The organism is Cupriavidus respiraculi (assembly GCF_914271545.1).
GTDB classification, from domain to species: Bacteria; Pseudomonadota; Gammaproteobacteria; order Burkholderiales; family Burkholderiaceae; genus Cupriavidus; species Cupriavidus respiraculi.
This window is the reverse complement of the sequence record NZ_CAJZAH010000001.1, coordinates 1,434,240-1,459,503: the sequence shown is the minus strand read 5'-3', so window position 1 is coordinate 1,459,503 and position 25,264 is coordinate 1,434,240. Positions and strand designations below refer to the sequence as shown.

Genomic DNA, 25,264 nt, shown 5'->3' with positions numbered 1-25,264 from the left:
CACGGCCGCCGGCATTGCATCCCATCAGCAGGAGATCGGCTTGAGCCAGTCGACCGTGGGGGTTTCCACCCCGCAAGTAACAGCACGAGAGAAGGTGCTGGGCCGCGCGCAGTACGCCGGCGATATCAAGCTGCCCGGCATGCTGCATGCCAAGGTATTGCGCAGCCCTTATCCGCACGCCCGCATCGTACGTATCGACACGGCCGCCGCCGCGGCGCTGCCCGGCGTCCGGCTGGTGGTGACCGGTGCCGACACGCCGGCGCGCCGGTGGGGCATCCACCGCAAGGAGCAACGCATCCTCGCCACCGATGTGGTTCGCTTCACCGGCGAGGAGGTCGCTGCGGTGGTGGCGGTGGACGAGGAGACGGCGCGCGATGCGCTCGACCTGATCCACGTCGAGTACGAGGTGCTGCCCGCCGTGCTGAGCACCGACGAAGCGCTCGCGCCCGGCGCGGTGCAGGTGCAGCCGGACACCGGCAATGTTGCCCACCGCATCCAGATCGCGCGCGGCGACGTCGAAGCGGGCTTCGCGCAGGCGGCCGCGGTGTACGAGGCCACCTACGAGGTGCAGTCGCAATACCCGGGCTACCTGGAACCGATGGCGACCGTGGCCGCGACCGATGGCAACGACCGGCTCACGGTATGGACCTCCACGCAGTCGGTGTTCCTTGCGCGGGCGCGGCTGGCCGAGGCGCTGGACCGTCCGGCCTCGACCATCCGCGTGATCCAGGCCACCACTGGCGGCGGCTTCGGCGGCAAGATTGTCGAGGAGAGCAACAGCCTGATCGCCGCCTTCCTCGCCACGCGGCTCACGCGCCCGGTGCGGCTGGTCAACAACCGCCTGGAGGATTTCCTCGGGGCACGCTCCAGCGTGCCCGCGCGCGTGTGGCTGCGCATGGGCGTGGCGGCCGATGGCCGCATCGTGGCCAAGGACGTGCGCATCACCGCCGAGTGCGGCGCGTACCAGGGACTGGCCGGCGACGTCATGCATGTCAGCGCGATGCGCAGCGACAACATGCACCGCATCGAGAACGTGCGCTCCGATGCCGTGCTGGTCTATACGAACAATCCGCCGCGCGGTGCGTTTCGCGGCTTCGGCGGACAGCAGATGCTGTTTCCGCTGAACAGCCACCTGACCATGCTTGCGGGGATGATCGGCATGGATCCGCTGGAGCTGCACCGGATCAACGCGGTGCGCGCGGGGGATACCAGCGTGCATGGCTGGCGCTTCGGCAGCGCCGGGCTGGTCGAGTGCCTGGAGCAGGCGTGCGAGGCCATCGGCTGGCAGGCGCGGCGCGCCGGGAGGCAGGCCGAAGGCGCCGCCGCGGCCGGCCGCGACCGGCCCGGCAGCAAGCGCCGCGGTGTGGGCCTCGCGGCCGCCATGCACGTGAGCGGCAACCGCACCATGGGCAACTGGGACGGCTCGACCATCCTGCTCAAGGTGAACGAGGACGGCCGGGTGATGCTGGTCACGGGCGAATGCGACATGGGGCAGGGCGCCAACACAATGCTCAGCCAGATCTGCGCGCAGGAACTGGGCGTGCCGCTGTCGCATGTCATGGTCACGGTGCCGGATACCGATACGTCGCCCTTCTGCATCGGCACGCTGGCCTCGCGCGTCACCATCATCGCCGGCAACGCGGTGCTGCGCGCCGCGCGCGAGGCGCGCGAGACGCTGCTGGCGGCCGCGGCCGACAAATGGGCGGCCACGCCGGCCGAGCTGGACATCGTCGACGGCGTCATCGTCCGGCGCGGCGACGACAGCCAGCGCATGCCCATCGGCGATATCGCGCGGGCCCTGATCTGGCGCCAGGGCGGCGAAGGGCTGTACGTGCGTGCCAGCTACGACGCGCCCACCGTCAACCACGACAACGACTACTACGGCAATATCGCGCCGGCCTATTCCTTCGCGGCGCAGACGGTGGAGGTCGAGGTCGACACCAGGACGGGCCAGGTAACCGTGGTGGATACCTTTATCTCGGACGACTGCGGCAAGGCCATCAATCCGCTCGCCATCCACGGGCAGACGCATGGCGCGGCGGTACAGGCGATCGGCTGGGCCCTCTACGAGCATGTGCAGGTCGAGGACGGCCGCATTCTCAACGGCAATTTCGCGGACTACACCATGCCCACGGCCGACGCGGTGCCCGCGCTGCGCACCGGCCTGATCGAGTCCAACGATCCCAACGGGCCCTACGGCGCCAAGGGCGCCAGCGAGACGGCCATCCTGCCCGGTGCGGCGGCCATCGCGAACGCGGTGTACGACGCCATCGGCGTGCGGATCAACTCGCTGCCCATCACCCCCGAGAAGGTGCTGGCCGCGCTGGCCGAGCGCGATGGACGGCAACAGCGGCAAGCGCCGCAGCACGAGGTGTCCCAGCATGCGTGACTTTGAGTTCCTTCAGCCCGCCTCCGTCGCGGAGGCAAGCCGCATGCTGGCCGACCTCGGCGACGACTGCCGCGTCTTCGCGGGGGGCACGGCCCTGATGCTGGGCATGCGCCAGCGCATGCTCACGCCCTCGCATCTCGTCTCGCTGGGCCGCCTCGAAGCGCTGCGCGCCATCCGCTTCGACGCGGACGTTGGCCTGCGCATCGGCGCGCTGGCGCGCCACGCCGACGTGGCGCGCTCGCCGGTGGTGCAGGCTCACTACCCCATGCTGGCCAGCATGGCGGCGCGCGTGGCCAATCCGCAGGTCCGCAACCAGGGCACCCTCGGCGGCAACCTCTGCTACGCCGACCCCTCCACCGATCCGCCCGGGTGCCTGATGGCGCTGCAGGCCAAGGTCGTCCTCAGCGGCCTGCACGGCGAGCGCGTGCTGCGCATCGAGGACTTCCTGGTCGACTACTACACCACCGCGCTGCAGCCGGACGAGATCGTCACCGAGATCCGCGTGCCCGCGCCAACGCCGGACATGGACGGCCAGTACTCGCGCTTCTTGCGCACGGCGGCCGAGCATCGTCCGCTGGCCAGCGTGGCGCTGGTCGTGCGCCGGGCCGGCGGCGTCTGCCGGCAGGCCCGGATCGCGGTCGGCGCCTCGACCCCGATTCCGACGCGGCTGCCGCGCGCGGAAGCGTTCCTCGAGGGCAGGACCGTGACCGCCGACGTGGCCGCGCAGGCGGCCGAGATCGTCGCCGCCGACATCGAGCCGGTCTCGGACCAGCGCGGCGACGCCGCCTATCGCCGCGAGATGGTGCGCGTGGTGGCGTGCCGGACCATCGCGGGGCTCTTCGGCCAGCTATCGGAATAAGGCAAGCGGAACAAGGAAACCCCTATGGGCACGAACAAACTCACAATCGAGGTCACGGTCAACGGCGAGCCGCAGCAGGTGGAGGTGCCGGCGCGCCGCATGCTGTCGGACCTGCTGCGCGACGATCTGCATCTGACCGGCACCAAGCGCGGCTGCGAGACCGGCATCTGCGGTGCCTGCTCGGTGCTGGTGGACGGCGAGGTCGTCAAGTCCTGCCTGATGCTGGCGGTGCAGGTGGACGGCAAGTCGGTCACCACGGTCGAAGGTCTGGCCAGGGACGGCGAGCTGCATCCGCTGCAGCAATGCTTCATGGAACACGGCGGGCTCCAGTGCGGCTATTGCACCCCCGGCTTTCTGATGACCTCGTGCGCGCTGCTGGCGCACAACCCCAATCCCACCGAAGAGGAAGTCCGGGCCGGCCTCAACGGCAACCTGTGCCGCTGCACCGGCTATATGGGCATCGTCGAATCGGTCTTGTGCGCCGCGGAGAAACTGCGTGGAAATTGAAAAGACCCTGACCGTGGCGGCCCCGGCGGCCGGCATCTGGCAACTGCTGCTCGACCCCAACGTGATGGGCGCCTGCGTGCCCGGCATGCAATCGATCGAGGTGATCAGCGACGTCGAATACGTCTCGCATATCCAGGTGAAGATCGCCTTCATCAGCGCGCGTTTCCGCATCAAGACGCATATCGTCGAGATGCGCGCGCCGCACTACCTGCGCAGCGAAGGCACCGGCGAGGACGCCTCGGTCGCCAGTTCGCTGAAGCAGGAAAGCGAGATCTTCCTGACCGAGCTGCCCGACGGCCGCACCGAGCTGCGCGCCAAGGTCCAGGTCGAGGTGCTGGGCCGGCTCGGCACGTTCGGGCTGAGCATCATGAAGACGAAGGCCGACCGCATGTGGGACGAGTTCTGCCAGAACCTGGTGGCACGGCTGGAGAATCCGGACGGGGCCCGGCAGTGCGCCAGCGCGCCCCCGGCCCCGGCGGCCGCGCCCGCGCGCTCAGCGGCCGCCACCGAGCCGACCGCGTCGGCCGCGCCCCGCGCGGCGAGCGGGGCGGCTGTCGCCTCCGGGCCGAAGCGCGTGGCCGAAGCGGTCGCCGATACCGCCTTCGATGCCGCCACCGCCCGCGGCCCCGCCATCGCCCCGTCGCCCGCGCAACCGGCTCCCGCGCCGATGCCCGCGGCGGATGACGCCACGATGGCGCCGCAGGCGCCGGCCGCGCAGCCCGCCGCCCATGGCGGCGGCTGGCTGTCGCGTCTGCTGGGCCGCCCCGCCGTCGCGACGGCGCGCGGGCCGCTGAGCGATATCTGCATCGAGGTGCGCCGCCCCGGCGAGACCATCACCGTGCGCTGGCCCGTGCAGCATGCGCAGGCGTGTTCCGCGTGGCTGCGGGACTACCTGAAGCCATAGCGGGGTGTTGGGGGTACGCTTGCCATCCGCTGCCCGGGTTCCGCACGCCGGCCGGGCATGGTATATGGAACAGTTTGATCCCCTGCCATCTCAAGTTCGCAACATGACCACGCCTTCATCGCCGGAAGACCTGCAGGAACGCTATATCGTGCCGGGCCTGGAGCGCGGGCTGCGCCTGCTGGGCGAGTTCAGCCGCCAGGAGCGCCAGCTGTCCGCGGCGGAACTGGCGCGCCGGCTCAAGGTGCCGCGCTCGACCGTGTTCCGCCTGCTGGCCACGCTGGAAATGATGGGGTTCGTGGAGCGCACCGAGGGCGGCCGCGAGTTTCGCCTGGGCATGGCCGTGCTGCGGCTGGGCTTCGAATTCCTCGCCTCGCTGGAGCTGACCGAGCTGGGCCGCCCGCTGCTGGACCGGCTGCGCGACGAGATCCAGTTCCCCTGCAACCTGGTGGTGCGCGACGGGCGCTCCATCGTCTATGTCGCCAAGTCGGTCGCCCCGACGCCGTTCGCCAGCAACGTCAATGTCGGCACCCGGCTGCCCGCGCACGCCACCGTGCTCGGCCGCGTGCTGCTGGAGGACCTGACGCTGGACGAGCTGCGCCACCTGTATCCGGAGCCGCAGCTCGAAGTGTTTTCCGACAGCACGCCGCGCACCGTGGAGGAACTCCACGAGATGGTGCAGCGCGACCGCGAGCGCGGCTTCGTGCTGCAGGAGGGCTTCTTCGAAGCGAGCATCTCCAGCATCGCCGCGCCGGTGCGCGACCGCAGCGGCAAGGTGGTGGCGGCCATGGGCGCCACCATTCCGGCATCGCGCATCGACCCCGACAAGCTGGACGTGATGGTCGAGCGCGTGCGCGAGGCCGCCGCCGAACTGTCGCGCCTGCTCGACTACCGCCCGCCACTGCCCGAACGGGCCGCGCGGCTCGGCTGAGGGGGCGCGAATTGGGCCGGCGCCCGCATTTCAGAACGCAACGAACGGACTTAGCCCGATGTCTTCCCGCCCCGCCTTCGCCGCCCTGACGCTCGCCGCCTGCGTCACCGCCGCCGCCAGTACCGCGGCACAGGCCGCCCCCGCCTGCGGCACGCTGCGCATCGTCGTGCCGTTCCCGGCCGGCGGCCCCGCCGACCTGCTTGCCCGCACGCTGGGCCACGGCTTGCAGCAGCGCCAGGCCACCACGGTCATCGTCGACAACAAGCCGGGCGCCAACGGCAATATCGGCATCGATACGGTCCGGCGTGCCGCGGGCGACGGCTGCACGCTGCTGGTCGCGCCCGCGGGCAACCTCACCATCAACCCCACGCTGTTCCCCGCGCTGTCGTACAACGTCGAGCGCGATTTCCGTCCGGTATCGCTGCTGGCCGGCTCGCCCAACGTGCTGGCCGTCAATCCCTCGGTGCAGGCGCGCTCGGTGCAGGAGCTCGTGCGCCTGGGCAAGGAGGCCGCTGCCCGCAAGGCGCCGCTCGGGTATGCCAGCCCGGGCGTCGGCAGCGGCCTGCATCTGGCCGGGGAGCTGTTCGCGCAACAGGCGGGCATCGCGATGCTGCACGTGCCGTACAAGGGCACGACGCAGGCGCTGAACGATGTGGTGGGCGGTCAGGTGCCGGTGCTGTTCGGCACGCTGCCGACGCTGGCGCCGTTTATCCAGTCCGGCGCGTTGCGCGCGCTGGCGGTGACGCAGGGCAAGCGCTCGCCCGCGGCGCCCAACGTGCCGTCGCTGGCCGAACAGGGGTTTGCCGGTATCGAGGTGAGCTCGTGGTACGCGCTGCTGGCGCCGCGCGCCACGCCGCCCGCCGCCGTCGATGCGCTCTACGCGCAGGTGCGCGAGGTTTTCAATACGCCTGCGGTGCGCGCGGACTTGCAACGGCAGGGCATGGAGCCGATCGCCAGCACGCCCGATGCGCTCGCATCGCGCATTCGCGACGAAACGGCGGACTGGGCGAAGCTGATCCGCGCCAACGGCATCACCGCGGAGTAGCGCGGCTCAGCGCTGGCGCCGCGCGGTTCTGGGCGCGGCCTGCGCCACCGCCTCCCGGTAGCCCAGCAGCATCGACAGCTCGGCCGCGGCCTGCTTCACTTCCAACTCGGTGCGCTCGCGCAGCGCACCGTCCCGCTCGAAGCACTGCTGCGGCCCGGCAACGCTGATGGCGGCGATCACGTCGCCGCTGGCGTCGCGCACCGCTGCCGCGCAGGAATCGATACCCGGTTCGAAGGCCGAAAAACTCCAGGCGCAGCCGCGCTCGCGGTCCGCGGCGAGGATCTCCGCCAGCCGGGCATGCGTGGCGGCGCTCTGCCCGGTGACCGTGGGCAGCGGATCGTCGCCCAGCCGCTCGCGCAGCGTCCTGGGGTCCAGATGCGCGATCAGCATCCGCCCCGGCGTGGTCAGGTGCGCCGGCACGCGGCTGCCGATCTGGATATGGCTGACCAGCGGGGTGTTGGGCATCTCGCGCAGCAGATAGACGACATGGCCGCCGTCGGGCACGCCGAGATAGGCCGACAGCCCGAGCGAGGCGCTCAGCCGCGCCAGGATGCGGCGCGCGAAACCGGTCAGGTCGTCGCTGGCCAGCACCAGCGACGACAGCTTGAGGAACTCCCCGCCCAGCGCGTGGCCGCCGTGCGGCAGCCGCTCCAGCATGCCCTCGTGCTCCAGCGTTGCCAGCAGGCGCATCACGGTCACGCGGTTCACATCGATGCGCCGGCCCACCTCGCTCAGATTGGCCGTCGAGCCGCCCTCGGCGATATAGCGCAGCAGGCGCAGCGCCCGGATCACCGGCGAGACCAGCGCCTGGCCTCTGGCATCGCTGTCGTCCTCGACGTCCGATGTGGCGGCGTCCGGTGTGGCGCGGGTGAGTCGGGTCGGGGCGGTCTTGGGCATGCGGTCCTGGAGTCGTGTGGCGATGGTCTTGCGCTGCCGGCGCGTTGCGCAGACCGCGAGGATAACCGCTGGTTCACTGCAGCGGCACCTGCCAGGCGTCGTACTCGTACACCCAGTCGGCATTGCCGCCGCTCTTGAGCCAGGCATTGCCGCGCGAGCCGATCTGGATGCGGGCGGTACGGTCCTGGCGGGCGCGCTGATAACGCGCGAGCGCGGCCTCGATGGCGCCGCCGGCGTCGCCGGCCTCGGCCAGGCAGCGGGCCAGCACCACGCCGTCCTCGATCGCCATGCCCGCGCCCTGCGCCATGAACGGCATCATCGGATGGCAGGCATCGCCCATCAGCGTGACGGGTCCGGCGGACCAGGCGGGCAGCGGGTCGCGGACATAGAGCGCGGAGATCAGCACGTCGTCGCAGGCATCCAGCAGCGCGCGCGCCTCCGGATGAAAGCCTGCATAGGCGGCGCGCAGGTCTTCGACGCGCCCGGGAGTGGTCCACGATTCCAGGCTCCACGTTTCGCGCGCCTCGGTGGCGAAGATAAAGATGTCCCGCCCGCGGTTGAGCGGAAACGTGACGATCTGCGTGAACTCGTCCGGTCCCCACCATTTGGTGAAGGCGTTCAGGTTGGGCACGCCTGCCAGCCGCTCGGCCGGGACCACCGCGCGATAGGCCACCACGCCGGTGAAGACCGGCTGCTCCTGCCCGAACAGCGCCGTGCGCACGGTCGAATGGATGCCGTCCGCGCCGATCAGCACATCCACCCGCTCACTGCCGCCATCGGCGAAGCGCAGCGTGGCGCCGCCCGCGTCGCGTTCGACCGCGACGGCCTTGCGGCCGAGCTTGACGCAGTCGGCCGGCACGGCCCCCTCCAGCGCCGTCATCAGGTCGGCGCGATGCATGGTCAGCTGCGGCGCGCCGTAGCGGCGCTCCGCTTCGTCGGACATCGCGAGCCGCGACGTCTCCTCGCCCGTATCCCACACGCGGCTGATGCGGTCGGTGGGGCGCGCCGCCGTTTCGCGCAGGGCCGCGCCCACGCCGAGACCGTCGAGCGCACGCACCGCGTTCGGTGTCAGGTTGATATCGGCGCCCACGCGCGCAAAGCGCGGCGCCTGCTCGTAGACCACCACCTGCTGGCCGAGCTTGCGCAGGGCGATGGCGGCGGCAAGGCCGCCGATGCCGGCACCGTTGATGGCGATGCGTTTGCTTGTCATGTGTCGTTCCTCGGGGTGCGGCGGAGAGCCGATGTCGTCGTGATCGTTCAAAAATGAACTAGGCGTTCAATTTAGTGTACGTGGCACCTTCGGGCAGCGTCAAGCTGCCCAGCGCCCCCGGCCTTCGGTGCGCCGCGGCGGGCGGATTCCGCGCGGAAGAAAAGCCAGGCGGCTTTTCGGAAGACAGCGCGATACCGACTGGCGAGACTCGCCACCCCGCGCCACCGGCCGTCGCCGCACGGAGTCCGCCATGCCCCTCGACGCAGACCTGCCAGTCCAGCTCGCCACCATGGCCCACGGCGGCACGCCGCCGGCAATGCCCGACGAGATCTCCGGCGCACAGGCGCTGGTCGATCTGGCCACTGGCGACAAGCCGGTGCGCGTCGTTCTCGAGTGGCTGCCTAACGAGCTGATCGCCGGCATCGCCGCCTACCTGCCTTTCGAAGACAGGCACCGGTTCAGCCAGGCGAGCGCCGGCCTGCATCGCGTCCTGCTTGCAGACCTGCAAGCCGAGCGCATCGTTCTTCGCGCCGCGCGCGTCACCACGCTTTCCACGCTCGCCCGCGCGCTCGCCGAGATTGCCGCCCTGCCGCGCCGCCGGCACGAAGCCGCGCTGTGCGGGCTCGCGCAGGGGCTGCATCGCCTGCACGAGTCGATGGCGGCGCGCGCCATCCAGGCCCTGCTCGATGCGGTCGCGGCCCTGCCGCCGGAGCGGCGGCGGCTGCCGCTCACCGGCCTGATCCGCAGCCTGGGCGACGTCCCGCAGAGCGCGCGGCAACCCTGGCTGGAGGCGCGCGCCATCGAACTCGCGCTGGATGCCGCGCCGCTGCAGCGCGGGCCGCTGCTGGCGAAATGCCTGCGCCATCTCGGGATCGCGACATTGCGCGGACGCTCGCTGGGGCGCTGGCTGCGGTTGGCGGAGCCTCTGTGCGAGGCGGACCGCGCCGCGGTGCTGGCCCAGCTGGCCCATGTGACGGGCTTCGGCAAGTCGATGGGGCAGTGGGACGCGGCACGCGACCGATTGCTCGACGCCGTGTTGCGCCCGCCGCAGGGCTCCGGGATGGCACCGCGGCACCGTGCCGAGGTCTTGCGGGCGCTGGCGGAAGAACTGGAATGCCATCTGGAGGACGAGAACGAGGGCGATGCCTCCGCCCCGGGGGCCGGGCCATCCGCCGTCGAGCGGGTCTGGACTGGCCTGTTCGATGCCGCAGCCGCACTGCCGGCACCGGACGCGATACCGGTATTCGGCGCGCTCGCGCGCTGCCTGGAGGGCGCGAGCGCGCCGTTCGTGGATCGGGCCTGGCAACGGCTTCGGCATTGCGCCGGCCGCTTCTCCACCCAGGATCGCATCGCGCTGCTGGCCGTGCTGACGCAGTGCCTGACGGCCGATGCCTCGGCGGCGCAGATATGGGACGCGCTGATGGCGATCCCGATGCAGTTGCCGGACGCGCTGGCGGGCATGGTGCTGTCCCAGCTGGCACGCCTGCTGATGGAGCAGGGCGCGGATGCCGGACTGCCGGCGCGCTGGGCGGCGCTGCTGGCGCGCATCGCCAGTCTGCCGCCGGCATGCCGGCTGGCGCCGCTGCGTGCCGCGGCCACCACCATGGCATGGCTGCCCGGCGGCGTGGGTGCGACCCTGTGGCCGGCGCTGCAGGCGCAGCTGTCGCGCCTCGGTCCGTCCGAGCGCGCCCCGCTGCTGGCCGAATGCGCACGCGCGGACACGCTGCCCCCCGGCGTGTGGGACGGCATCTTCGCGCAGGCTTGCCAGGCGCCCGCGCCGCTGCGGCCTGCGCTGCTCGCCGCGCTCGCTTCATCCGGCGAACTGGTGCGGCGCGCGCCCACGCCCGGCCATCGTTGGCTGGCCTTGTTCCGCCAGACACGGCAGCTCGATGCCGGACAACGGTTCGAACCGCTGCTGGCCCTGACGCTGGCGCTCGAACGGCTGCCGCAGGCCGCGGCCAGGGCGCCGGCCGCGCTGCTGGCCGCGGCAATCGCCGCGCTGCCAGCCAGCGATGCGGCGCGGCTCCTGGGCACCCGCGCGCTTTCCATCACCGACGTCCGTACGTGGCGCTGGTGCCTGGACCGCGCGCTGACCCTGCCGCCCGTGTTGCAGTCGCTGCTGCTGTCGCGGCTGGCGAGCGCAGCCGCGCGCCTGGGGCTCGCGCGCATGGCGGTGCAGGCGCTATGGGACCTGCTGTGGCCGGCCATCGCCGCCCTGCCACGCACGTATCGCGCCCGGCCCCTGCTGGAAATGCCCGCGCTGGTGGCGTTGCTGCCCCGCACCGCCCAACGCGACGCCCAGGCCCAGATCGCGGCCGAGCTGGTCCGCACGCCGGAAGCCGACTGGCCCGCGTGGTTCGACGCCCAAGGGGAGCGCGCGCCGAAGCGGTCGAAGCACGAGTGAGGGGAACGCGCGGGAGACGAACGGTATCGCCGGGGCCCGAGCGGGTTATATTGCAGCCATGCCGCCCCGCGCGGCATGCCACCGTCACCGCCGGAGTCCCCATGGCCTTCACCCACACCGTCGCCTCGCGGCGCTACGTGTTCGCGGATCTGAAGACGCTGCTGGCCAAGGCCAGTCCCGCCCGCTCGGGCGACTATCTGGCCGGCGTGGCCGCCGGCAGCGAGGAGGAGCGGATGGCCGCGCGCATGGCACTGGCCGACGTACCGCTCGCCCAGTTTCTCAACGAGGCGCTGGTGCCGTATGAAAGCGACGAGGTCACCCGGCTGATCGTCGATCGCCACGATGGCAGCGCCTTCCATGCCATCCCTGCCGCGACGGTAGGCGACTTGCGCAACTGGCTGCTGCTGCACGAGACCGATACCGAGATGCTGGCGCGGGTCGCGCCCGGCATCACGCCGGAGATGGCCGCCGCCGTCAGCAAGCTGATGCGCAACCAGGACCTGATCGCGGTGTCCCGCAAGTGCCGCGTGGTCACCCGCTTTCGCAACACCCTCGGCCTGCCGGGCCGCCTCGCGGTGCGGCTGCAACCCAATCATCCGACCGACGATCCCAAGGGCATCGCCGCCGCCATCATCGACGGCCTGCTCTATGGCTGCGGCGATGCCACCATCGGCATCAACCCGGCCAGCGACAACCTGGGCGCCATCGTTGCGCTGCTGCGGCTGGTGGACGAGCTGCGCTGCCGCTACGACGTGCCGACGCAATCCTGCGTGCTCACCCACGTCACCAACACGCTGCGCGCCATCGAACAGGGCGCGCCCGTCGACCTCGTGTTCCAGTCGGTGGCCGGCAGCGAACAGGCCAACGCCAGCTTCGGCATCGACCTCGCGCTGCTGGAGGAGGCGCAGGCCGCGGCCCTGGCGCTGGGGCGCGGCACCGTGGGAGAGAACCTGATGTATTTCGAGACGGGGCAGGGCAGCGCCCTGTCGGCCAACGCGCACCACGGCGTGGACCAGCAGACCATGGAGGCGCGGGCCTATGCCGTGGCGCGCGCGTTCTCCCCGCTGCTGGTCAACACGGTAGTGGGCTTCATCGGGCCGGAGTATCTCTACGATGGCAAGCAGATCGTGCGCGCCGGCCTCGAAGACCATTTCTGCGGCAAGCTGCTGGGCCTGCCGATGGGCTGCGACATCTGCTACACCAACCACGCCGAGGCCGACCAGGACGATATGGACACGCTGCTGACGCTGTTCGGCGTGGCGGGCGTGAACTACATCATGGGCGTGCCCGGCGCGGACGACATCATGCTGAACTACCAGAGCACGTCGTTCCACGATGCGCTCTATCTGCGCGAGTCGCTCGGCCTGCAGCCCGCGCCGGAATTCGCGCGCTGGTTGCAGGCGATGGGCATTACCGACGCCAGCGGCAGGCTGGCGGATCTGGCCGAGCGCCAGCCGCTGCTGCAGCTGGCGCAGGGCCTGTAGGCGCCACCACGGAAGGCCAATCATGACCCGCCCGCTCGTCCATCAGAATCCGTGGCAAGCCCTGCGTCAGTTCACGCGCGCCCGCATCGCGCTCGGCCGTGCGGGACACAGCCAGACGACCGATACCCTGCTCGCCTTCGGGCTCGCCCATGCCCAGGCCCGCGACGCGGTGCACCAGCCGCTCGAGCGCGAGGCCGTGCAGCAGGCGCTGGCCGCTGCCGGCTTCGATTCCCTGCATGTGCACAGCGCGGCGGCCGATCGCGTCCACTATCTGCGGCGCCCGGATCTCGGGCGGCGGCTCGACGACGAAAGCCGCGCCCGCCTGGACGCGGCGCGCGGCGCGGACGAGGTCGACGTGGTCTTCGTGATCGCCGACGGCCTGTCGTCATTGGCCGCGCAACGCCATGCGGTGCCGGTGCTGCAGGCCGTGCGCGAGCAGCTGGCCGACTGGCGCATCGGGCCCGTGGTGGTGGCCGAGCAGGCGCGCGTCGCGCTGGGCGACGAGATCGGCGAGCGGCTGCGCGCGCGCCAGGTGGTGATGCTGATCGGCGAACGCCCGGGCCTGAGCTCACCCGACAGCCTCGGCCTGTACCTGACCCACGCGCCCCGCCCGGGGCGCACCGATGCCGAGCGCAACTGCATCTCCAACGTGCGGCCGGAAGGGCTGCCTTACGACCGGGCCGCCGGCAAGCTGGCTTTCCTGCTGCGCGGCGCCGCGGCGCTCGGCGCCAGCGGGGTGCGGCTCAAGGACGACAGCGATGTGGCGGCCGTCCTCGGCCCGGCCGAGGCGCCCGAACTGCCAGGCCGCTGCTGAGTGCAGGCGGCAACGCGAATACGCCGTCCCGTCCGTTTTGCCGCTACGCTGGCCCGTTTTCACATTGAAAGTGGTGTGGCCGTCTCTCGGCGTCACAACTTGGTCCACGGGAATTCAAGAACCCGCCTGCAAGGCCGATATCGAGGTACGCCCAAACCGCAGGCGTACCGCTCTCTCGCGGCATGGCATGGACCGTGTTGCCGGTAGGCGCATGCCGGTATATCCGGCGCGGCCATTGGACAACTCCCGCCCGGCAGGGCTGCCATGCTCGAATCCAGTCACGACACACTGCTCGTCATCTTCTCCGTGCTGATCGCCATCCTGGCGTCGTACACGGCGCTGGATCTCGCCGGCCGCATCACGGCCGCGCAGGGGCGGGTCGCGCATGTGTGGCTGGGGGCCGGCGCGGTGGCGATGGGGCTGGGCATCTGGTCGATGCACTTCGTTGGCATGCTGGCCTTCCAGTTGCCGATCCCGCTCGGCTACGACGTCGGCATAACCGTCGGCTCACTGGTTATCGCCATCGTCGCGTCGGCGTTCGCGCTTTGGCTGGTCTGCCAGCAGACGCTGCCATGGTCCCGCCTGGTGCTGGGCGCGGTGCTGATGGGCTGCGCCGTGGCCGGCATGCACTACACCGGCATGGCCGCGATGCGCATGCGCCCGGGCATCGACTACGACCCGCTGCTGTTCGCGCTGTCGGTGGCGATCGCCATCGGCGCCTGCGGCGCCGCCCTGTGGATCGCGTTCCGCCTGCGCCATCGGGTGGGGCGCTACCGCCGGCTGCGCGTGGGCGCCGCCACCGTCATGGGCCTGGCCATCGTGGCCATGCACTACATCGGCATGGCCGCGGCGGGTTTTCCCAACAGCAGCGTGTGCGGCGCGGCGGCCAGCGGCCTGAGCGGCGCGTCGCTCGCCGTGCCGATCATGGTGATCACCATCAGCGTGCTCGCGGTGGCGCTGATCACCTCCGTGCTGGACCTGCGGCTGGCCATGCAGACCGCGATGCTGGCCGAATCGCTGGCCGCGGCCAACGAGGAACTCACCTATCTCGCGCTGCACGACAAGCTCACCAAGCTGCCCAACCGCGCGCTGCTCGAGGACCGCTTCGAGCGCATGCTGCAGGCGGCGGGGGAAGGCACGCACATCGCGGTGCTGTTCGTGGATCTGGACGGCTTCAAGGCGGTCAATGATTCGCTGGGCCACCAGGCCGGCGACGTGCTGTTGGCCGAGGTGGCCCAGCGCCTGCGGGCGGGGCTGGACCCGCAAGCGACCGCATCGCGGGTAGGAGGCGACGAATTCGTGCTGCTGTCCGAGGTGGACGAGCCCGAGGACGCCGGCGCCATCGCCGAGCGCGTGCTGACGGCGCTGCGCGCGCCCATCGTCATCGGCGGCCAGGTCGTGCATGTGTCGGCCAGCATCGGCATCGCCGTGTCGCCCGACAATGGCACCGACCAGCGCACGCTGCTGCGCCACGCCGATGCGGCGATGTACCACGCCAAGGCATCCGGCCGCGACATGTACAGCTTCTTCGCGCAGTCGATGCAGCGCAATGCGCAGGCCCAGCAGTCGCTGGTGCACGAGTTGCGCGGCGCGCTGCAGCACCGCCAGTTCGTGCTGCACTACCAGCCCAAGGTCACCGCGCCGCAGGGCACGGTGGTCGGCGCCGAGGCGCTGCTGCGCTGGAACCATCCGGCGCGCGGGCTGATTCCGCCCGACCACTTCATTCCGCTGGCCGAGAAGACCGGCATGATCGTGCCGATCGGCAAATGGGTGCTCGACGAGGCGTGCCGCCAGCTCGCGCAGTGGCATGGCCAGGGCCATCGCGCCTGGACCATGGCGGTCAACCTCTCGGCCGTGCAGTTCTGCGACCCGGCGCTGATCGAGACCGTGCGCGACACGCTGTGGCGCCATGGCCTGGAGCCGCAGGTGCTGACGCTGGAGATCACCGAGTCCACCGCCATGCATGACGTGGAAGTCAGCATGGCGATCCTGCAGCAGCTCGACATCATGGGCGTGCGCATCTCCATCGACGATTTCGGCACCGGCTATTCGAGCCTGCTGCACCTGAAGCGCATTCCCGCCAGCGAACTGAAGATCGACCGCGCCTTCGTGCGCCATCTGGCGCAGAACACCGACGACGCGGCCATTGTGTCGGCCATCGTCGCGCTCGGCCATACCCTCAATCTGCAGATCGTGGCCGAAGGCGTGGAAACGCCGGCGCAGCAGGCGTTCCTGACCAACCTGGGCTGTGACGGGCTACAGGGTTATCTGCTCGGCCGCCCCGTGCCTGCCGACGAGTTCGCGGCGCAGGCGGCGCGGCACCCGATGCGCACGGCCGAGACCGCCGACTGAGTTCCAACCGCCTTTCTTCCTCTCTCCATTTCCTGCCTTATATGAAGCTCCGAACCCGTATCCTGCTGCTTTGCGTCGCGGCGCTGGTCGGCATGGTGTTGCTCGCCGCCATTTCGCTGTCCACGCTGCGACAGTCGATGATGAAGGAGCGCACCGCGCAGCTGTCCACGCTGGTCACACTGGCGCACGCGTCGCTCGAACGCATCCATGCCCGCGAAAAGGCGGGCGAGCTGTCGCGCGAGGATGCCCAGCGCGAGGCGGCAAAGCTCATCGGCAGCCTGCGCAAGGACGAGATGTACTTCTTCGTGCGCGGCTATGCCAACGACATCAACTACGTGCATCCGAATCCCAAGCGCATCGGCATCGTGGACGCCAAGGGCGGCAAGGAAGCCGGCGTGCGCTACCGTGCCGCGCTGGAAGGCCGTACGGTGGGCACCGTGATCGCCCCGGGCACGCGCCCGGGCACCAAGCACGAAGTGGAAAAGCTCTACGCCGTCATCCGCTTCGAGCCGTGGGACTGGATCGTGGGCTTTGGGGACTACATCGACGACATCGACCGCGCCTTCTGGCGCAGCACCATCATCCTGCTGTCGATCGGCGGTGTGCTGATGGTCGTCGTGGGTGCGATGGGCTGGACCCTGGTACGCGGCATCTATCGTCAACTGGGCGGCGAGCCCGGCTACGCCTCGGACATCGTGCGCCGCATCGGCGCCGGCGACCTCGCCGTCGAGGTGCGGGTGCGCGAGGGCGACGAGCACAGCCTGCTCGCGGCCATGCGCGTCATGCAGCGCAGCCTGACCGGCACCGTCACGGAAATCCGCCACGCGACCGACACCATCGCCACGGCATCCGGCCAGATCGCGGCGGGCAACCAGGATCTGTCGCAGCGCACGGAGGCGCAGGCCAGCGCGCTGGAGCAGACCGCGGCGTCGATGGAGGAGCTCACCGCCACCGTCAAGCAGAACGCCGACAACGCACGCCAGGCCAACCAGCTGGCGCTGTCCGCATCGGAAGTCGCGGTCAAGGGCGGGGAAGTGGTCAACGCCGTGGTCGACACGATGGCATCGATCAGCACGTCATCCAGGAAGATCATGGAGATCACCGGCGTGATCGACGGCATCGCGTTCCAGACCAATATCCTCGCGCTGAACGCCTCTGTGGAAGCGGCGCGGGCGGGCGAACAGGGCCGTGGCTTTGCCGTGGTGGCGTCGGAAGTGCGGGAACTGGCGCAGCGCTCCGCGGCCGCCGCACGCGAGATCAAGGACCTGATCGACGATTCGGTGCAGAAGGTGGATGCGGGCAGCGAACTGGTCGGCCAGGCCGGCCAGACCATGGAACAGATCGTGGGCAGCGTCAGGTCAGTGACCGACATCGTCAGCCAGATCTCCACCGCCAGCCACGAGCAGACGTTCGGCATCGAGCAGATCAACCAGGCCATCACGCAGATGGACCAGGCCACGCAGCAGAACGCCGCGCTGGTCGAGGAGGCAACGGCCGCGGCCGCTTCGATGCAGCAGCAGTCCCGCAACCTGGTGGGAGCGGTCAGCGCGTTCAACGTGAAGCGAGACGGGCAGCGTCTTCTGGGGTAATTAGCAACCCTCAGTTGCTATTGAGGCGACCTCCATCGCCATTGTTTGATGACGCCGGGGCACCTAGCATGGGTCCTAACGGTTCGACGCACGGCAAGCCAGCCGGCGCGGTGCACCGCCAACCAACTACCCGGCAATCTCACAATCCATGGAGCTAGATCATGTCTGACTCGAACAACTCGAAGGTATGGTTCGTCACCGGCGCGTCGCGCGGCTTCGGCGCCCTGATCGTGCGCGAAGCACTGCGGCGCGGCGATCGCGTCGTCGCCACCGCGCGCAACCCGCAGGCGGTACTGGATGTGCACGGCGAGCAGCCCAACCTCCTGGCGCTCAAGCTCGACGTCACGCGCGAGGCCGATGCATGGCAGGCGGTGGAGCAGGCGATCGTGCGCTTCTCCCGTATCGACGTTCTGGTCAACAACGCCGGCTATGGCGTGCTCGGTGCCGTCGAGGAAACCTCCATCGAAGAAGCCAAGGCGGTGTTCGATACCAACGTGTTCGGACTGCTGGCGGTAACGCGGGCGGTACTGCCGCGGATGCGCCGGCAGGGCAGCGGCCATGTGATCAACATCTCGTCGCTGGGCGGCTATGCGGCGTACGCCGGCTGGGGCGTGTACGGGGCCACCAAGTTCGCGGTGGAAGGCATCACCGAGGCATTGGCGCAGGAGGTGGGGCCGCTGGGCATCCATGCCACGGTCGTGGAGCCCGGCTTCTTCCGCACGGATTTCCTCAACGACAACTCGCTCGTATCGACGGCAGCGCAGATCGACGACTACGCCGCGACGGTGGGCGCCATGCGCGAATTCTCGGCCGGCGCCAACCACAAGCAGCCGGGCGACCCGCGCAAGCTCGTTACCGCGATGCTGGCGCTGGTGGACAGCGACACGCCGCCGCTGCGTTTGCCGCTGGGGTCCGATGCGGTGGCCCGCATCGAGGAGAAGAACCGTTTCGTGCTGGGCGAGCTGGAGGGCTGGCGCGCCATCGCGGTGTCGACCGATCACGCGGATGTGGCGGCGTGACTGGCAGAAGGCGGTCGCTTGAAACGGCCACAGCGTCGCCACCGTTCACCCTCGCTCCCCCGCCAGGGGGAGAGGGTGAGGGTGGCGGCCGGATAAGTGCGAAGGGTTTTCGTTCGAAAGAGGGACGCCGTTCCCAACGCCCTTACAGCAGCTTGCGGAAGAACACCACCCGCTCGCGTTCCTCGAAGCCCACGCTCGCGTGGAAGTCATGGCTGCGGGTGTTGTTCAGATCGGCGTCGGACGCCATCTCCGTGCAGCCGGCCGCTCTCGCCCAGTTCATCGCCGCGTCGCACAGCATCCGCGCGATGCCCTGGCGCCGTTGCTCCGGCACCACGTAGAGCCCCTCCAGGAAAGCCACCGGAGAGGTCTCGCATCCGTTCACATAGTCATAGCGCAGCGCGATCTCCACGAAGCCCATCATCCGCTGCGTGGCATCCAGTGCGACGAAGGCGGCGAAGCGGTGATCGCCCGCGAGGATGCCCGTCAGTTCGCGTTCGTGGTCCTCGGCCGATGCGTCGGGCCACAGGGCGGCCCGCAGCGCGGCCCATTGGCGGACATGGCGCAGGCCACCGCCTTCGATGGTGGGACGTTGCGCTTGATCGGGGGCGGTACCGGGCGAGGGGGTGGTTTGCGAGGAGGGCGGCGGCGTCATGGCATCTGTAAGGTTTTTTCTCGGGGGCAGTCTAACAGCGGCCGATGCCTGTCAGCGGGAGAGGGAAATGGATTCGCGTCGAAGACCGACGCGAATCCCTGCCGGGCGATGAATCAGCGCCCGGCCATGCGGTCAGTCGACCGTCTTGATGTCGAGCGCCATCTGCGTGAACTGCTTGCGATAGTTGGCCGGTTGCGCGCCGTCGTACGTATAGCTGAACGTGCATTTGATCACGCGGCCGAGGTCGGTGGCCCACCAGCACGTGTTGTCCAGTTGGTAGGAGGCATTGCCCACCGGACCGCCCGTGAGGAAGAAATCGTTCGACTTGGTGTAGGACACCTTGTAGCCGATACGCAAGGCGTCGTGCGAGGTGGCCCCGACCATCACCGGTTCAAAGGCTTGGACTTCGGCCGTCACGGCGGCGTTTTCGCGGTAGCCTGCCGCACAGCTGTATTGCCACGACGACTGCCACGTCTTGCCCACGTAGAGGGGGAAGTTCTGGTAGTCGCGCTTCGGCGTGAAGTTGCACAGGTTGCCATTGCTGGCCACGGTCCGCGTCAGGCGGTTGCGGTCGGCGTCCTGAGTGTAGATATCCGTCAGGCCCAGCACCGAATCGACCGAGCGTAGCGTCGCGATCCCCGTCGTGGTGTCCACGGCCGTGGTCGTCTGCGTGTAGGTGCTATCGAGCGCGCTGCCATCCAGCAGCGTACCGACCTCGCGGAACGTGATGGCTTCGCCGGTCTTGATCGCCTTCGCGGTATAGCGATGCGCCGGCACGTTGATGACGATGGTCGCGGTCTTGCTGGCGTTGGCGGTCGAGCGCGCCACCAGCGTTACCTTGCCGCCTTCGGGGCTCTTGAGCGCGGCGCTCCAGACCGAGGAGGACTGGTCCCGCTGGGTGACCGTGGTTTTCTCGGCTGTCGCCGTCCATGTCACCGGGCTGGTGGAGGTAAAGCGCAGCTCCTGACCGGACACGATATCGAGCGTCGTGGACTGACCGTCGGTCAGGGTCTTGACGGCGGCACCGTTTGCCGAGCCGCTCAGCCGGAAGCTGTCGTCGTCATCGCCACCGCCGCCACATGCGGCCAGACCCGTTGCCATCGCTACCGCGAGGGCGATTCTCCTGAATGTCGTCATTTGTTTTCCCTGTCTGTTCTTTGCGCCGTTATTGACCGGCGCGCGCGATCATAGCAAGAAAAGTGCTTTATGAACCGCTTCAAAAGGAGGGTTGACGCCCGTATGGCGCTTATGCCGGGTCACCGCCGGCGCGTTGCCACAGTCCCGGATATTCCGACACAAAGCCATGCGCATCGACTTGCAGCATTGCGCGGTAGTCGAAGCGCGGCGATTCGTACCAATAGGCCTGCGCCGTGCGCCGTTCATAGCGCTGTTCCACCAGTTCAAGCTGGCCGGCGGCCACATCGAACCAGGCGACGGGATTGGCTGCGCCCTGCCCCTCGCCGAGTGAGAGGCGGCGCAAATGGAACAGGTTGGTGGCGGGCGTGAAGCCCAGATCCAGATCGACGCAGTGGGCCAGTCCGTCGACCGGCTCGCCGTTGCAGCGCCAGCCATCATGCGGATCGCGAACGATATGGAAGTCCAGCGCAACCGCGCCGATCCAGCCGTGGATCAGGCCGCGGCGCGTGCGCCAGCCGTCATCGCACTCGACGGTGTAGGTCAGGGAAGCCGGCGCGCCCGCTTCCAGGCAGACCGCCGTGCCGCGCAGCCGGAAGCCGGCGTCGTGGCGTTCGAGCCGGCAGGCGTCGTGTCCCGGCGCGTCGAGCCGCTGCCAGAGCGTGCATTGGGCAAGTTGCATCGCGCATCTCCTTTGCCGCGCCCGATGCCTGTGCCGGCGCCGGCGCGGGCGCTAGCGTGCCGGCGGCTCGGTCTCGGACAGGAAGTCGAGCACCGCGCCGGTAAAGACCTCGGGCAGTTCCCAGTTGGACAGGTGGGCCGCCGGCAGTGCCACGTAGCGCGCGCCCGCGATGGCATCGGCCACCGCGCGGCCCTGCGCCGGCGTGGTGGCCGCGTCGTGCTCGCCGGCGATGACCAGCACGCGGGCGCGGATTTCCGGCCGTACGTCGCGCAGGTCGGCGTCGCGCACGGCCGCGCAATTGCCGATATAGCCGTTCGGGTCCGTGGAGGCAAGCATCCGCGTGACCGGCTCGATGGCCTGCGGCGAGGCGGCCCGATAGGCCGCGGTGAACCAGCGGTCGAGCACACCGGGCACGATGGCGGCCATGCCGTCGCGGCGTACCGTGTCGATGCGCGTGTTCCATACCTGGGCGGGGCCAATCAGTGCCGCGGTGTTGGCGAGCACGAAGCGGTCGAAGCGGTCGGCGTGATGCCGCGCCAGCCACATGCCGGTCATGCCGCCCATCGACAGCCCACAGAAGTGGGCGCGCGCGATGCCCGCATGGTCCATCACGGCCAGCACGTCGCGGCCGAGTTCGGCCATGCCGAACGGCCGCGAGGGCACCTCGGAGCGGCCGTGTCCGCGCGTGTCGTAGCGCAGCACCCGGAACCGGCGCAGCAGCGCGGGCATCTGCGGCTCCCACATCTCGAGCGTGGTGCCCAGCGAGTTGGACATGACCAGCGCGGGCGCCTCCGGCGCGCCTTCCAGGGTGTAGTGCAGCTTCAGCTCGTCGCGGGTGGCAATCGGCATGGCGAGGTCTCGTGCAGGTTCGGTCGGTGGTGGGTTCAGTCCGCGCGAATGCCGCGGGCGCGGATCAGTTCTCCCCATTTGGCGGTCTCGCGCGCCAGATGCTCCTTCAGCGCGGCCGGCGTGCTGCCGATGGCCTCGGCGCCGATGCCCGCCAGCCGCTTTTGTACCTCAGGCTTGCGCAGCGCGTCGACCATTGCGCGGTTGAGCGTGGTGACCACGGCGGGCGGCGTGCCGGCCGGAACGAAGGCGGCGAACCATGGCGACAGCTCGTAGCCAGGCAGGCCCGCTTCGGCGACGGTCGGCACGTCGGGGAGCGCCGCCGAACGCTGCGTCGTGGTGACCGCGATGGCGGTCAGCTTGCCGGACTGGATGTGGGGCTTGGCGGAGGTGATGCTGTCGAACATGTAGTCGACCTGCCCGCCGAGCAGGTCGGTGATGGCCGGGCCGCTGCCCTTGTACGGAATGTGCAGCAGTTCCACATGCGCCATGGAGGTGAACAGCTCGCCGGCCAGGTGGATCGACGTGCCGTTGCCCGCGGACGCATAGGTGTACTTGCCGGGCTTGGCCTTCGCGCCCGCCACCACCTCGGCAACGGTCTTCGCCGTGGACTTGCTCTTGTTGGCCACCAGCACGTTCGGGACCACGGCCAGCAGCGACACCGGCGCGAAGTCCTTGACCGGGTCGTAGTTCAGCTTGCCGTACAGCGCCGGATTGACCGCCATGCCGTTGGCCACGATCACCATCGTGTAGCCGTCGGCTGGCGCGCGCGCCACCAGTTCCGTGCCGATGTTGCCGCCCGCGCCCGGACGGTTCTCCACCACGATGGGCTGGCCCAGCGTGCGGGACATGTCCTCGCCCAGCGTGCGGGCGATATTGTCCATCGCGCCGCCCGCGGGGAAGGGCACGATCCAGCGGATGGCGCGCTCGGGATAGGCGGCGTGGGCCGCGGGCGCGGCGATGGCAACGCCCAATGCCAACGTGGCAAGCGCGGTAAAGGCAAGCGACTTCATGGTCTCCGTTCCTTCGTTATGGGATGTTCTGTGGTGTGCGTTCAGCGGATGGACGACGGGTGTTTGGCGAGCGGCGTGACCTGCAGCCTCATATAGGGGAACAGCGGCAGGCCGGACAGCAGGGTGTGCAGCTCTTCGTTCGACTCCACGTCGAAGACGCTGTAGTTGGCGTACTCGCCCACCACGCGATACAGCTGCTGCCATTTGCCGCTACGCTGCAGTTCCTGCGCGTAGGCCTTCTCGCGCGCCTTGATATCGTCGGCCTGCGCGGCCGGCATGTCGTGGGGGATATGGACGTCCATCCTGACGAGGTAGAGCATGGGTGTGTCTCCTGGTATGAACTGCTTGCTTCGAGTCGATGCCGTTGCCGCCGCCTTACGAGCGGTCGCGGCGATAGTGCGCCAGCTTGTCTTCGTCCAGCGCCAGCCCGAGCCCCGGTCCCCGGGGCAGATGCAGCATGAAGTCGCGGTAGGTCGGGCGCTCCACCACGATATCGTCCTTGAGCAGCAGCGGTCCGAACAGTTCGGTACCCCATGCCAGCTGCGGCAGCGTGCAGAAGCCGTGCGCCGCGGCGATGGTGCCGATGCTGCCTTCGAGCATGGTGCCGCCGTACAGCGCGATACCGGCGGCGTCGCCCACCGCGGCGGTGCGCAGCATGCCGAAGATGCCGCCGGCCTTGGCGATCTTCAGCGCGAATACGTCCGCGGCGCCCAGGCGGGCCAGCTCCATCGCGTCTTCCGGACCGCACACCGCTTCGTCGGCCATGATGGGCACCACGAAGCGCGCGGCCAGCCGGGCCAGCGCCGTGCGCTGCTCGCGCGGCGTGGGCTGCTCGATCAGGTCCACGCCCGCGGCCTCCAGCATGGCGATGCCGGTGGCAGCCTCGGCCTCGTTCCAGGCCTGGTTGACGTCCACGGTCACGCGCGCGCGGTCGCCCAGCGCACGCTTGATCGCCGCGACATGGGCCACGTCCTCGCGCAGCGCGCGGCGGCCGATCTTGAGCTTGAAGGTGTCGTGGCGGCGTTCGCCGAGCAGCCGTTCCGCTTCCTCGATATCGCGCGTGGTGTCGCCGCTGGCCAGCGTCCACAGCGCCGGCAGCGCCGGGCGCACGGCGCCGCCGAGCAGCGTGGACAGCGGCACGCCCAGCCGCTTGGCCTGCGCATCGAGCAGCGCGGTCTCCAGCGCTGACTTGGCGAAGCGATTGCCGCGGGCCACCTTGCCCAGGCGCGCCATCGCGGCATGCACGTTGGTGGCGTCCTCGTTGGCCAGCGCCGGGGCGAGGTAGGTGTCGATGGTCAGCTTGATGCCTTCCGGGCTTTCATCGCCGTACGACAGGCCGCCGATGGTCGTGGCCTCGCCCAGCCCTTCGATGCCGTCGCTGCAGCGCAGCCGCACGATGACCAGCGTCTGGCGCTGCATGGTGGCCATGGCGAGCTGGTGGGCCCGGATGGTGGGCAGGTCGACGAGGATGGCCTCGACGGAAACAATGGTGGGGGTCGTGCCGTGCGTCATACCTTTTCGATCGTTTGCGATCCAGGAGCGGGTTGAGCCTGAGTATGGAGCTTGACCAGTGACGTGTCCAAGACCGATGATGTCTGTCTCCATACCCTGTAGGTATGACAGCGGGCATCATCATGGAACTTCGCCACCTTCGCTACTTCCAGGCCGTGGCCCAGGAACTGAACGTCACCCGCGCGGCGGCGCGGCTGCATATGGCCCAGCCGCCGCTGTCGCGGCAGATCCGGCAATTCGAGGACGAGGTGGGCGTGGCGCTGTTCGACCGCGCCGGGCGGGGGCTGCGCCTGACCGAGGCGGGCCGCTTTCTGCTGGAGCAGTCGCTGCTGCTGACGCAGCGGCTGGAGGAAACGCTGGAGGGCACACGGCGCATCGGCCGCAACGAAAAGCGCTGGTTCGGTATCGGCTTCGTGCCGTCGGTGCTGTATGGCGTGCTGCCGGACCTGATCCGCGAGCTGCGCGCCGACGAGCGCGAGGTGGAGGTGGGATTGACGGAGATGATTACCGTGCAGCAACTGGAGGCGCTCAAGTCGGGCCGCATCGACCTGGGCTTTGGCCGCCTGGCGCTGAACGATCCGGCGGTGGTCCAGCACATCGTGATGGCCGAGCCGCTGGTGGTCGCGGTGCCGGGCGCCGCGGCGGAGGATGGAGGCACCGCGCTGACGCCGGAGCAGCTCTCGCGGCGCCCGTTGATCCTCTATCCGGCCCGGCCGCGCCCCAGCTACGCCGACCACGTGCTGTCGCTGTTCCGCGCGCAGGGTCTGCAGCCGCACGTCGCCCATGAGGCGAACGAGTTGCAGACCGCCCTGGGACTGGTTGCCGCCGGCATCGGCATCACGCTGGTACCCGCCTCGGTGCAGCGGCTGCACCGCGACGATGTCCGCTATCTGCCGATCGAGGCACCGGGCTTCGTCTCGCCGGTGATCATGAGCTACCGGGCGGGCGATGCCTCGCCCTTTCTTGCCCGGGCCGTCGAATGGGTCAGGCGGCAGGCGGCCACGAGCGCGTAGTCCCGTCCCGC

At 69.7% G+C, this 25,264-nt stretch carries 22 protein-coding genes; 13 read left to right on the top strand and 9 right to left on the bottom strand.

Annotation, left to right across the window (positions count from 1 at the left end; translation table 11 throughout):
• The first annotated feature begins 40 nt into the window (after positions 1-40).
• From LDO27_RS06505 to LDO27_RS06480, 6 genes are all read left to right on the top strand, one after another.
• Positions 41-2,389: a xanthine dehydrogenase family protein molybdopterin-binding subunit gene (locus tag LDO27_RS06505; RefSeq protein WP_377747282.1), complete on the top strand. Its 2,349-nt coding sequence runs from the start codon at positions 41-43 to the stop codon at positions 2,387-2,389.
• Complete coding sequence (locus tag LDO27_RS06500) at positions 2,382-3,248, top strand: FAD binding domain-containing protein (protein ID WP_224040470.1); 867 nt, start codon at positions 2,382-2,384, stop codon at positions 3,246-3,248. The genes LDO27_RS06505 and LDO27_RS06500 overlap by 8 nt, the downstream gene beginning before the upstream one ends.
• Positions 3,249-3,272: 24 nt before the next feature.
• The gene (locus LDO27_RS06495) at positions 3,273-3,755 is read left to right on the top strand and encodes a (2Fe-2S)-binding protein (protein WP_222204456.1); all 483 of its coding nucleotides are present in this window, start codon (positions 3,273-3,275) and stop codon (positions 3,753-3,755) included.
• The gene (locus LDO27_RS06490) at positions 3,745-4,659 is read left to right on the top strand and encodes a CoxG family protein (RefSeq protein WP_224040468.1); all 915 of its coding nucleotides are present in this window, start codon (positions 3,745-3,747) and stop codon (positions 4,657-4,659) included. Before LDO27_RS06495 ends, LDO27_RS06490 begins: the two co-directional genes overlap by 11 nt.
• 103 nt (positions 4,660-4,762) lie before the next feature.
• A complete protein-coding gene (locus tag LDO27_RS06485) occupies positions 4,763-5,587 on the top strand; it encodes an IclR family transcriptional regulator (protein WP_222204462.1) in 825 nt (274 codons plus the stop codon).
• 58 nt (positions 5,588-5,645) lie between these two features.
• On the top strand, positions 5,646-6,632 hold the full coding sequence (locus LDO27_RS06480; protein WP_224040466.1) for a tripartite tricarboxylate transporter substrate binding protein: 987 nt from the start codon (positions 5,646-5,648) through the stop codon (positions 6,630-6,632).
• A gap of 6 nt (positions 6,633-6,638) precedes the next feature.
• On the opposite strand, the gene LDO27_RS06475 is transcribed toward LDO27_RS06480, so the two are convergent.
• A complete protein-coding gene (locus tag LDO27_RS06475) occupies positions 6,639-7,529 on the bottom strand; it encodes an IclR family transcriptional regulator (RefSeq protein WP_224040464.1) in 891 nt (296 codons plus the stop codon).
• A gap of 73 nt (positions 7,530-7,602) precedes the next feature.
• Positions 7,603-8,739, bottom strand: a complete 1,137-nt coding sequence (locus LDO27_RS06470) for an FAD-dependent monooxygenase (protein WP_224040462.1) — start codon at positions 8,737-8,739, stop codon at positions 7,603-7,605.
• A 250-nt stretch (positions 8,740-8,989) separates the two neighbouring features.
• Between LDO27_RS06470 and LDO27_RS06465 the strand changes: the two genes are divergently transcribed.
• The 6 genes from LDO27_RS06465 to LDO27_RS06440 all read left to right on the top strand — a co-directional run bounded on the left by LDO27_RS06465 (position 8,990) and on the right by LDO27_RS06440 (position 18,401).
• The gene (locus LDO27_RS06465) at positions 8,990-11,143 is read left to right on the top strand and encodes a hypothetical protein (protein WP_224040460.1); all 2,154 of its coding nucleotides are present in this window, start codon (positions 8,990-8,992) and stop codon (positions 11,141-11,143) included.
• A gap of 101 nt (positions 11,144-11,244) precedes the next feature.
• Entirely contained in the window at positions 11,245-12,627 is a 1,383-nt protein-coding gene (locus LDO27_RS06460; RefSeq protein WP_224040459.1) for an ethanolamine ammonia-lyase subunit EutB, read from the top strand.
• 22 nt (positions 12,628-12,649) lie between these two features.
• Positions 12,650-13,441, top strand: coding sequence for an ethanolamine ammonia-lyase subunit EutC (gene eutC / locus LDO27_RS06455; RefSeq protein ID WP_224040457.1), 792 nt, complete (start codon positions 12,650-12,652; stop codon positions 13,439-13,441).
• A 264-nt stretch (positions 13,442-13,705) separates the two neighbouring features.
• On the top strand, positions 13,706-15,793 hold the full coding sequence (locus tag LDO27_RS06450) for a putative bifunctional diguanylate cyclase/phosphodiesterase (RefSeq protein ID WP_224040455.1): 2,088 nt from the start codon (positions 13,706-13,708) through the stop codon (positions 15,791-15,793).
• Positions 15,794-15,834: 41 nt separating this feature from the next.
• Positions 15,835-17,382 carry a methyl-accepting chemotaxis protein gene (locus LDO27_RS06445; RefSeq protein WP_222204479.1) on the top strand — a complete coding sequence of 516 codons (1,548 nt, stop codon included), beginning with the start codon at positions 15,835-15,837 and terminating at the stop codon, positions 17,380-17,382.
• Between the two features lie 161 nt (positions 17,383-17,543).
• Complete coding sequence (locus tag LDO27_RS06440; protein ID WP_224040453.1) at positions 17,544-18,401, top strand: oxidoreductase; 858 nt, start codon at positions 17,544-17,546, stop codon at positions 18,399-18,401.
• Positions 18,402-18,543: 142 nt separating this feature from the next.
• Here the strand turns inward: LDO27_RS06440 and aac(6') are convergent, their stop codons facing one another.
• The 7 genes from aac(6') to LDO27_RS06405 form a co-directional block, all read right to left on the bottom strand.
• On the bottom strand, positions 18,544-19,053 hold the full coding sequence (gene aac(6') / locus LDO27_RS06435) for an aminoglycoside 6'-N-acetyltransferase (RefSeq protein WP_224040451.1): 510 nt from the start codon (positions 19,051-19,053) through the stop codon (positions 18,544-18,546).
• Positions 19,054-19,185: 132 nt separating this feature from the next.
• Positions 19,186-20,190, bottom strand: coding sequence for a hypothetical protein (locus LDO27_RS06430; RefSeq protein WP_224040450.1), 1,005 nt, complete (start codon positions 20,188-20,190; stop codon positions 19,186-19,188).
• Positions 20,191-20,299: 109 nt separating this feature from the next.
• A complete protein-coding gene (locus LDO27_RS06425; protein ID WP_224040448.1) occupies positions 20,300-20,869 on the bottom strand; it encodes a putative glycolipid-binding domain-containing protein in 570 nt (189 codons plus the stop codon).
• Positions 20,870-20,920: 51 nt separating this feature from the next.
• A complete protein-coding gene (gene pcaD / locus LDO27_RS06420) occupies positions 20,921-21,718 on the bottom strand; it encodes a 3-oxoadipate enol-lactonase (RefSeq protein WP_224040446.1) in 798 nt (265 codons plus the stop codon).
• A gap of 35 nt (positions 21,719-21,753) precedes the next feature.
• Positions 21,754-22,728 carry a tripartite tricarboxylate transporter substrate binding protein gene (locus LDO27_RS06415; RefSeq protein ID WP_222204493.1) on the bottom strand — a complete coding sequence of 325 codons (975 nt, stop codon included), beginning with the start codon at positions 22,726-22,728 and terminating at the stop codon, positions 21,754-21,756.
• A gap of 41 nt (positions 22,729-22,769) precedes the next feature.
• Positions 22,770-23,048: a muconolactone Delta-isomerase gene (gene catC, locus LDO27_RS06410; RefSeq protein WP_224040445.1), complete on the bottom strand. Its 279-nt coding sequence runs from the start codon at positions 23,046-23,048 to the stop codon at positions 22,770-22,772.
• 55 nt (positions 23,049-23,103) lie between these two features.
• Positions 23,104-24,240, bottom strand: a complete 1,137-nt coding sequence (locus LDO27_RS06405) for a muconate/chloromuconate family cycloisomerase (protein ID WP_224040443.1) — start codon at positions 24,238-24,240, stop codon at positions 23,104-23,106.
• 122 nt (positions 24,241-24,362) lie between these two features.
• On the opposite strand from LDO27_RS06405, the gene LDO27_RS06400 reads away from it, so the two are divergent.
• The gene (locus LDO27_RS06400) at positions 24,363-25,253 is read left to right on the top strand and encodes a LysR family transcriptional regulator (protein ID WP_224040441.1); all 891 of its coding nucleotides are present in this window, start codon (positions 24,363-24,365) and stop codon (positions 25,251-25,253) included.
• Positions 25,254-25,264: the final 11 nt, after the last annotated feature.

What these genes read in the sequence shown, in the direction of transcription:
- LDO27_RS06500 (WP_224040470.1), top strand. Translation starts at nt 2,382, where the DNA reads ATGCGTGACTTTGAGTTCCTTCAGCCCGCCTCCGTCGCGGAGGCAAGC.
- LDO27_RS06495 (WP_222204456.1), top strand. Translation starts at nt 3,273, where the DNA reads ATGGGCACGAACAAACTCACAATCGAGGTCACGGTCAACGGCGAGCCG.
- LDO27_RS06485 (WP_222204462.1), top strand. Translation starts at nt 4,763, where the DNA reads ATGACCACGCCTTCATCGCCGGAAGACCTGCAGGAACGCTATATCGTG.
- LDO27_RS06480 (WP_224040466.1), top strand. Translation starts at nt 5,646, where the DNA reads ATGTCTTCCCGCCCCGCCTTCGCCGCCCTGACGCTCGCCGCCTGCGTC.
- LDO27_RS06475 (WP_224040464.1), bottom strand. Translation starts at nt 7,529, where the DNA reads ATGCCCAAGACCGCCCCGACCCGACTCACCCGCGCCACACCGGACGCC.
- LDO27_RS06470 (WP_224040462.1), bottom strand. Translation starts at nt 8,739, where the DNA reads ATGACAAGCAAACGCATCGCCATCAACGGTGCCGGCATCGGCGGCCTT.
- LDO27_RS06465 (WP_224040460.1), top strand. Translation starts at nt 8,990, where the DNA reads ATGCCCCTCGACGCAGACCTGCCAGTCCAGCTCGCCACCATGGCCCAC.
- LDO27_RS06460 (WP_224040459.1), top strand. Translation starts at nt 11,245, where the DNA reads ATGGCCTTCACCCACACCGTCGCCTCGCGGCGCTACGTGTTCGCGGAT.
- eutC (WP_224040457.1), top strand. Translation starts at nt 12,650, where the DNA reads ATGACCCGCCCGCTCGTCCATCAGAATCCGTGGCAAGCCCTGCGTCAG.
- LDO27_RS06450 (WP_224040455.1), top strand. Translation starts at nt 13,706, where the DNA reads ATGCTCGAATCCAGTCACGACACACTGCTCGTCATCTTCTCCGTGCTG.
- LDO27_RS06445 (WP_222204479.1), top strand. Translation starts at nt 15,835, where the DNA reads ATGAAGCTCCGAACCCGTATCCTGCTGCTTTGCGTCGCGGCGCTGGTC.
- LDO27_RS06440 (WP_224040453.1), top strand. Translation starts at nt 17,544, where the DNA reads ATGTCTGACTCGAACAACTCGAAGGTATGGTTCGTCACCGGCGCGTCG.
- LDO27_RS06430 (WP_224040450.1), bottom strand. Translation starts at nt 20,190, where the DNA reads ATGACGACATTCAGGAGAATCGCCCTCGCGGTAGCGATGGCAACGGGT.
- LDO27_RS06425 (WP_224040448.1), bottom strand. Translation starts at nt 20,869, where the DNA reads ATGCAACTTGCCCAATGCACGCTCTGGCAGCGGCTCGACGCGCCGGGA.
- pcaD (WP_224040446.1), bottom strand. Translation starts at nt 21,718, where the DNA reads ATGCCGATTGCCACCCGCGACGAGCTGAAGCTGCACTACACCCTGGAA.
- LDO27_RS06415 (WP_222204493.1), bottom strand. Translation starts at nt 22,728, where the DNA reads ATGAAGTCGCTTGCCTTTACCGCGCTTGCCACGTTGGCATTGGGCGTT.
- catC (WP_224040445.1), bottom strand. Translation starts at nt 23,048, where the DNA reads ATGCTCTACCTCGTCAGGATGGACGTCCATATCCCCCACGACATGCCG.
- LDO27_RS06405 (WP_224040443.1), bottom strand. Translation starts at nt 24,240, where the DNA reads ATGACGCACGGCACGACCCCCACCATTGTTTCCGTCGAGGCCATCCTC.
- LDO27_RS06400 (WP_224040441.1), top strand. Translation starts at nt 24,363, where the DNA reads ATGGAACTTCGCCACCTTCGCTACTTCCAGGCCGTGGCCCAGGAACTG.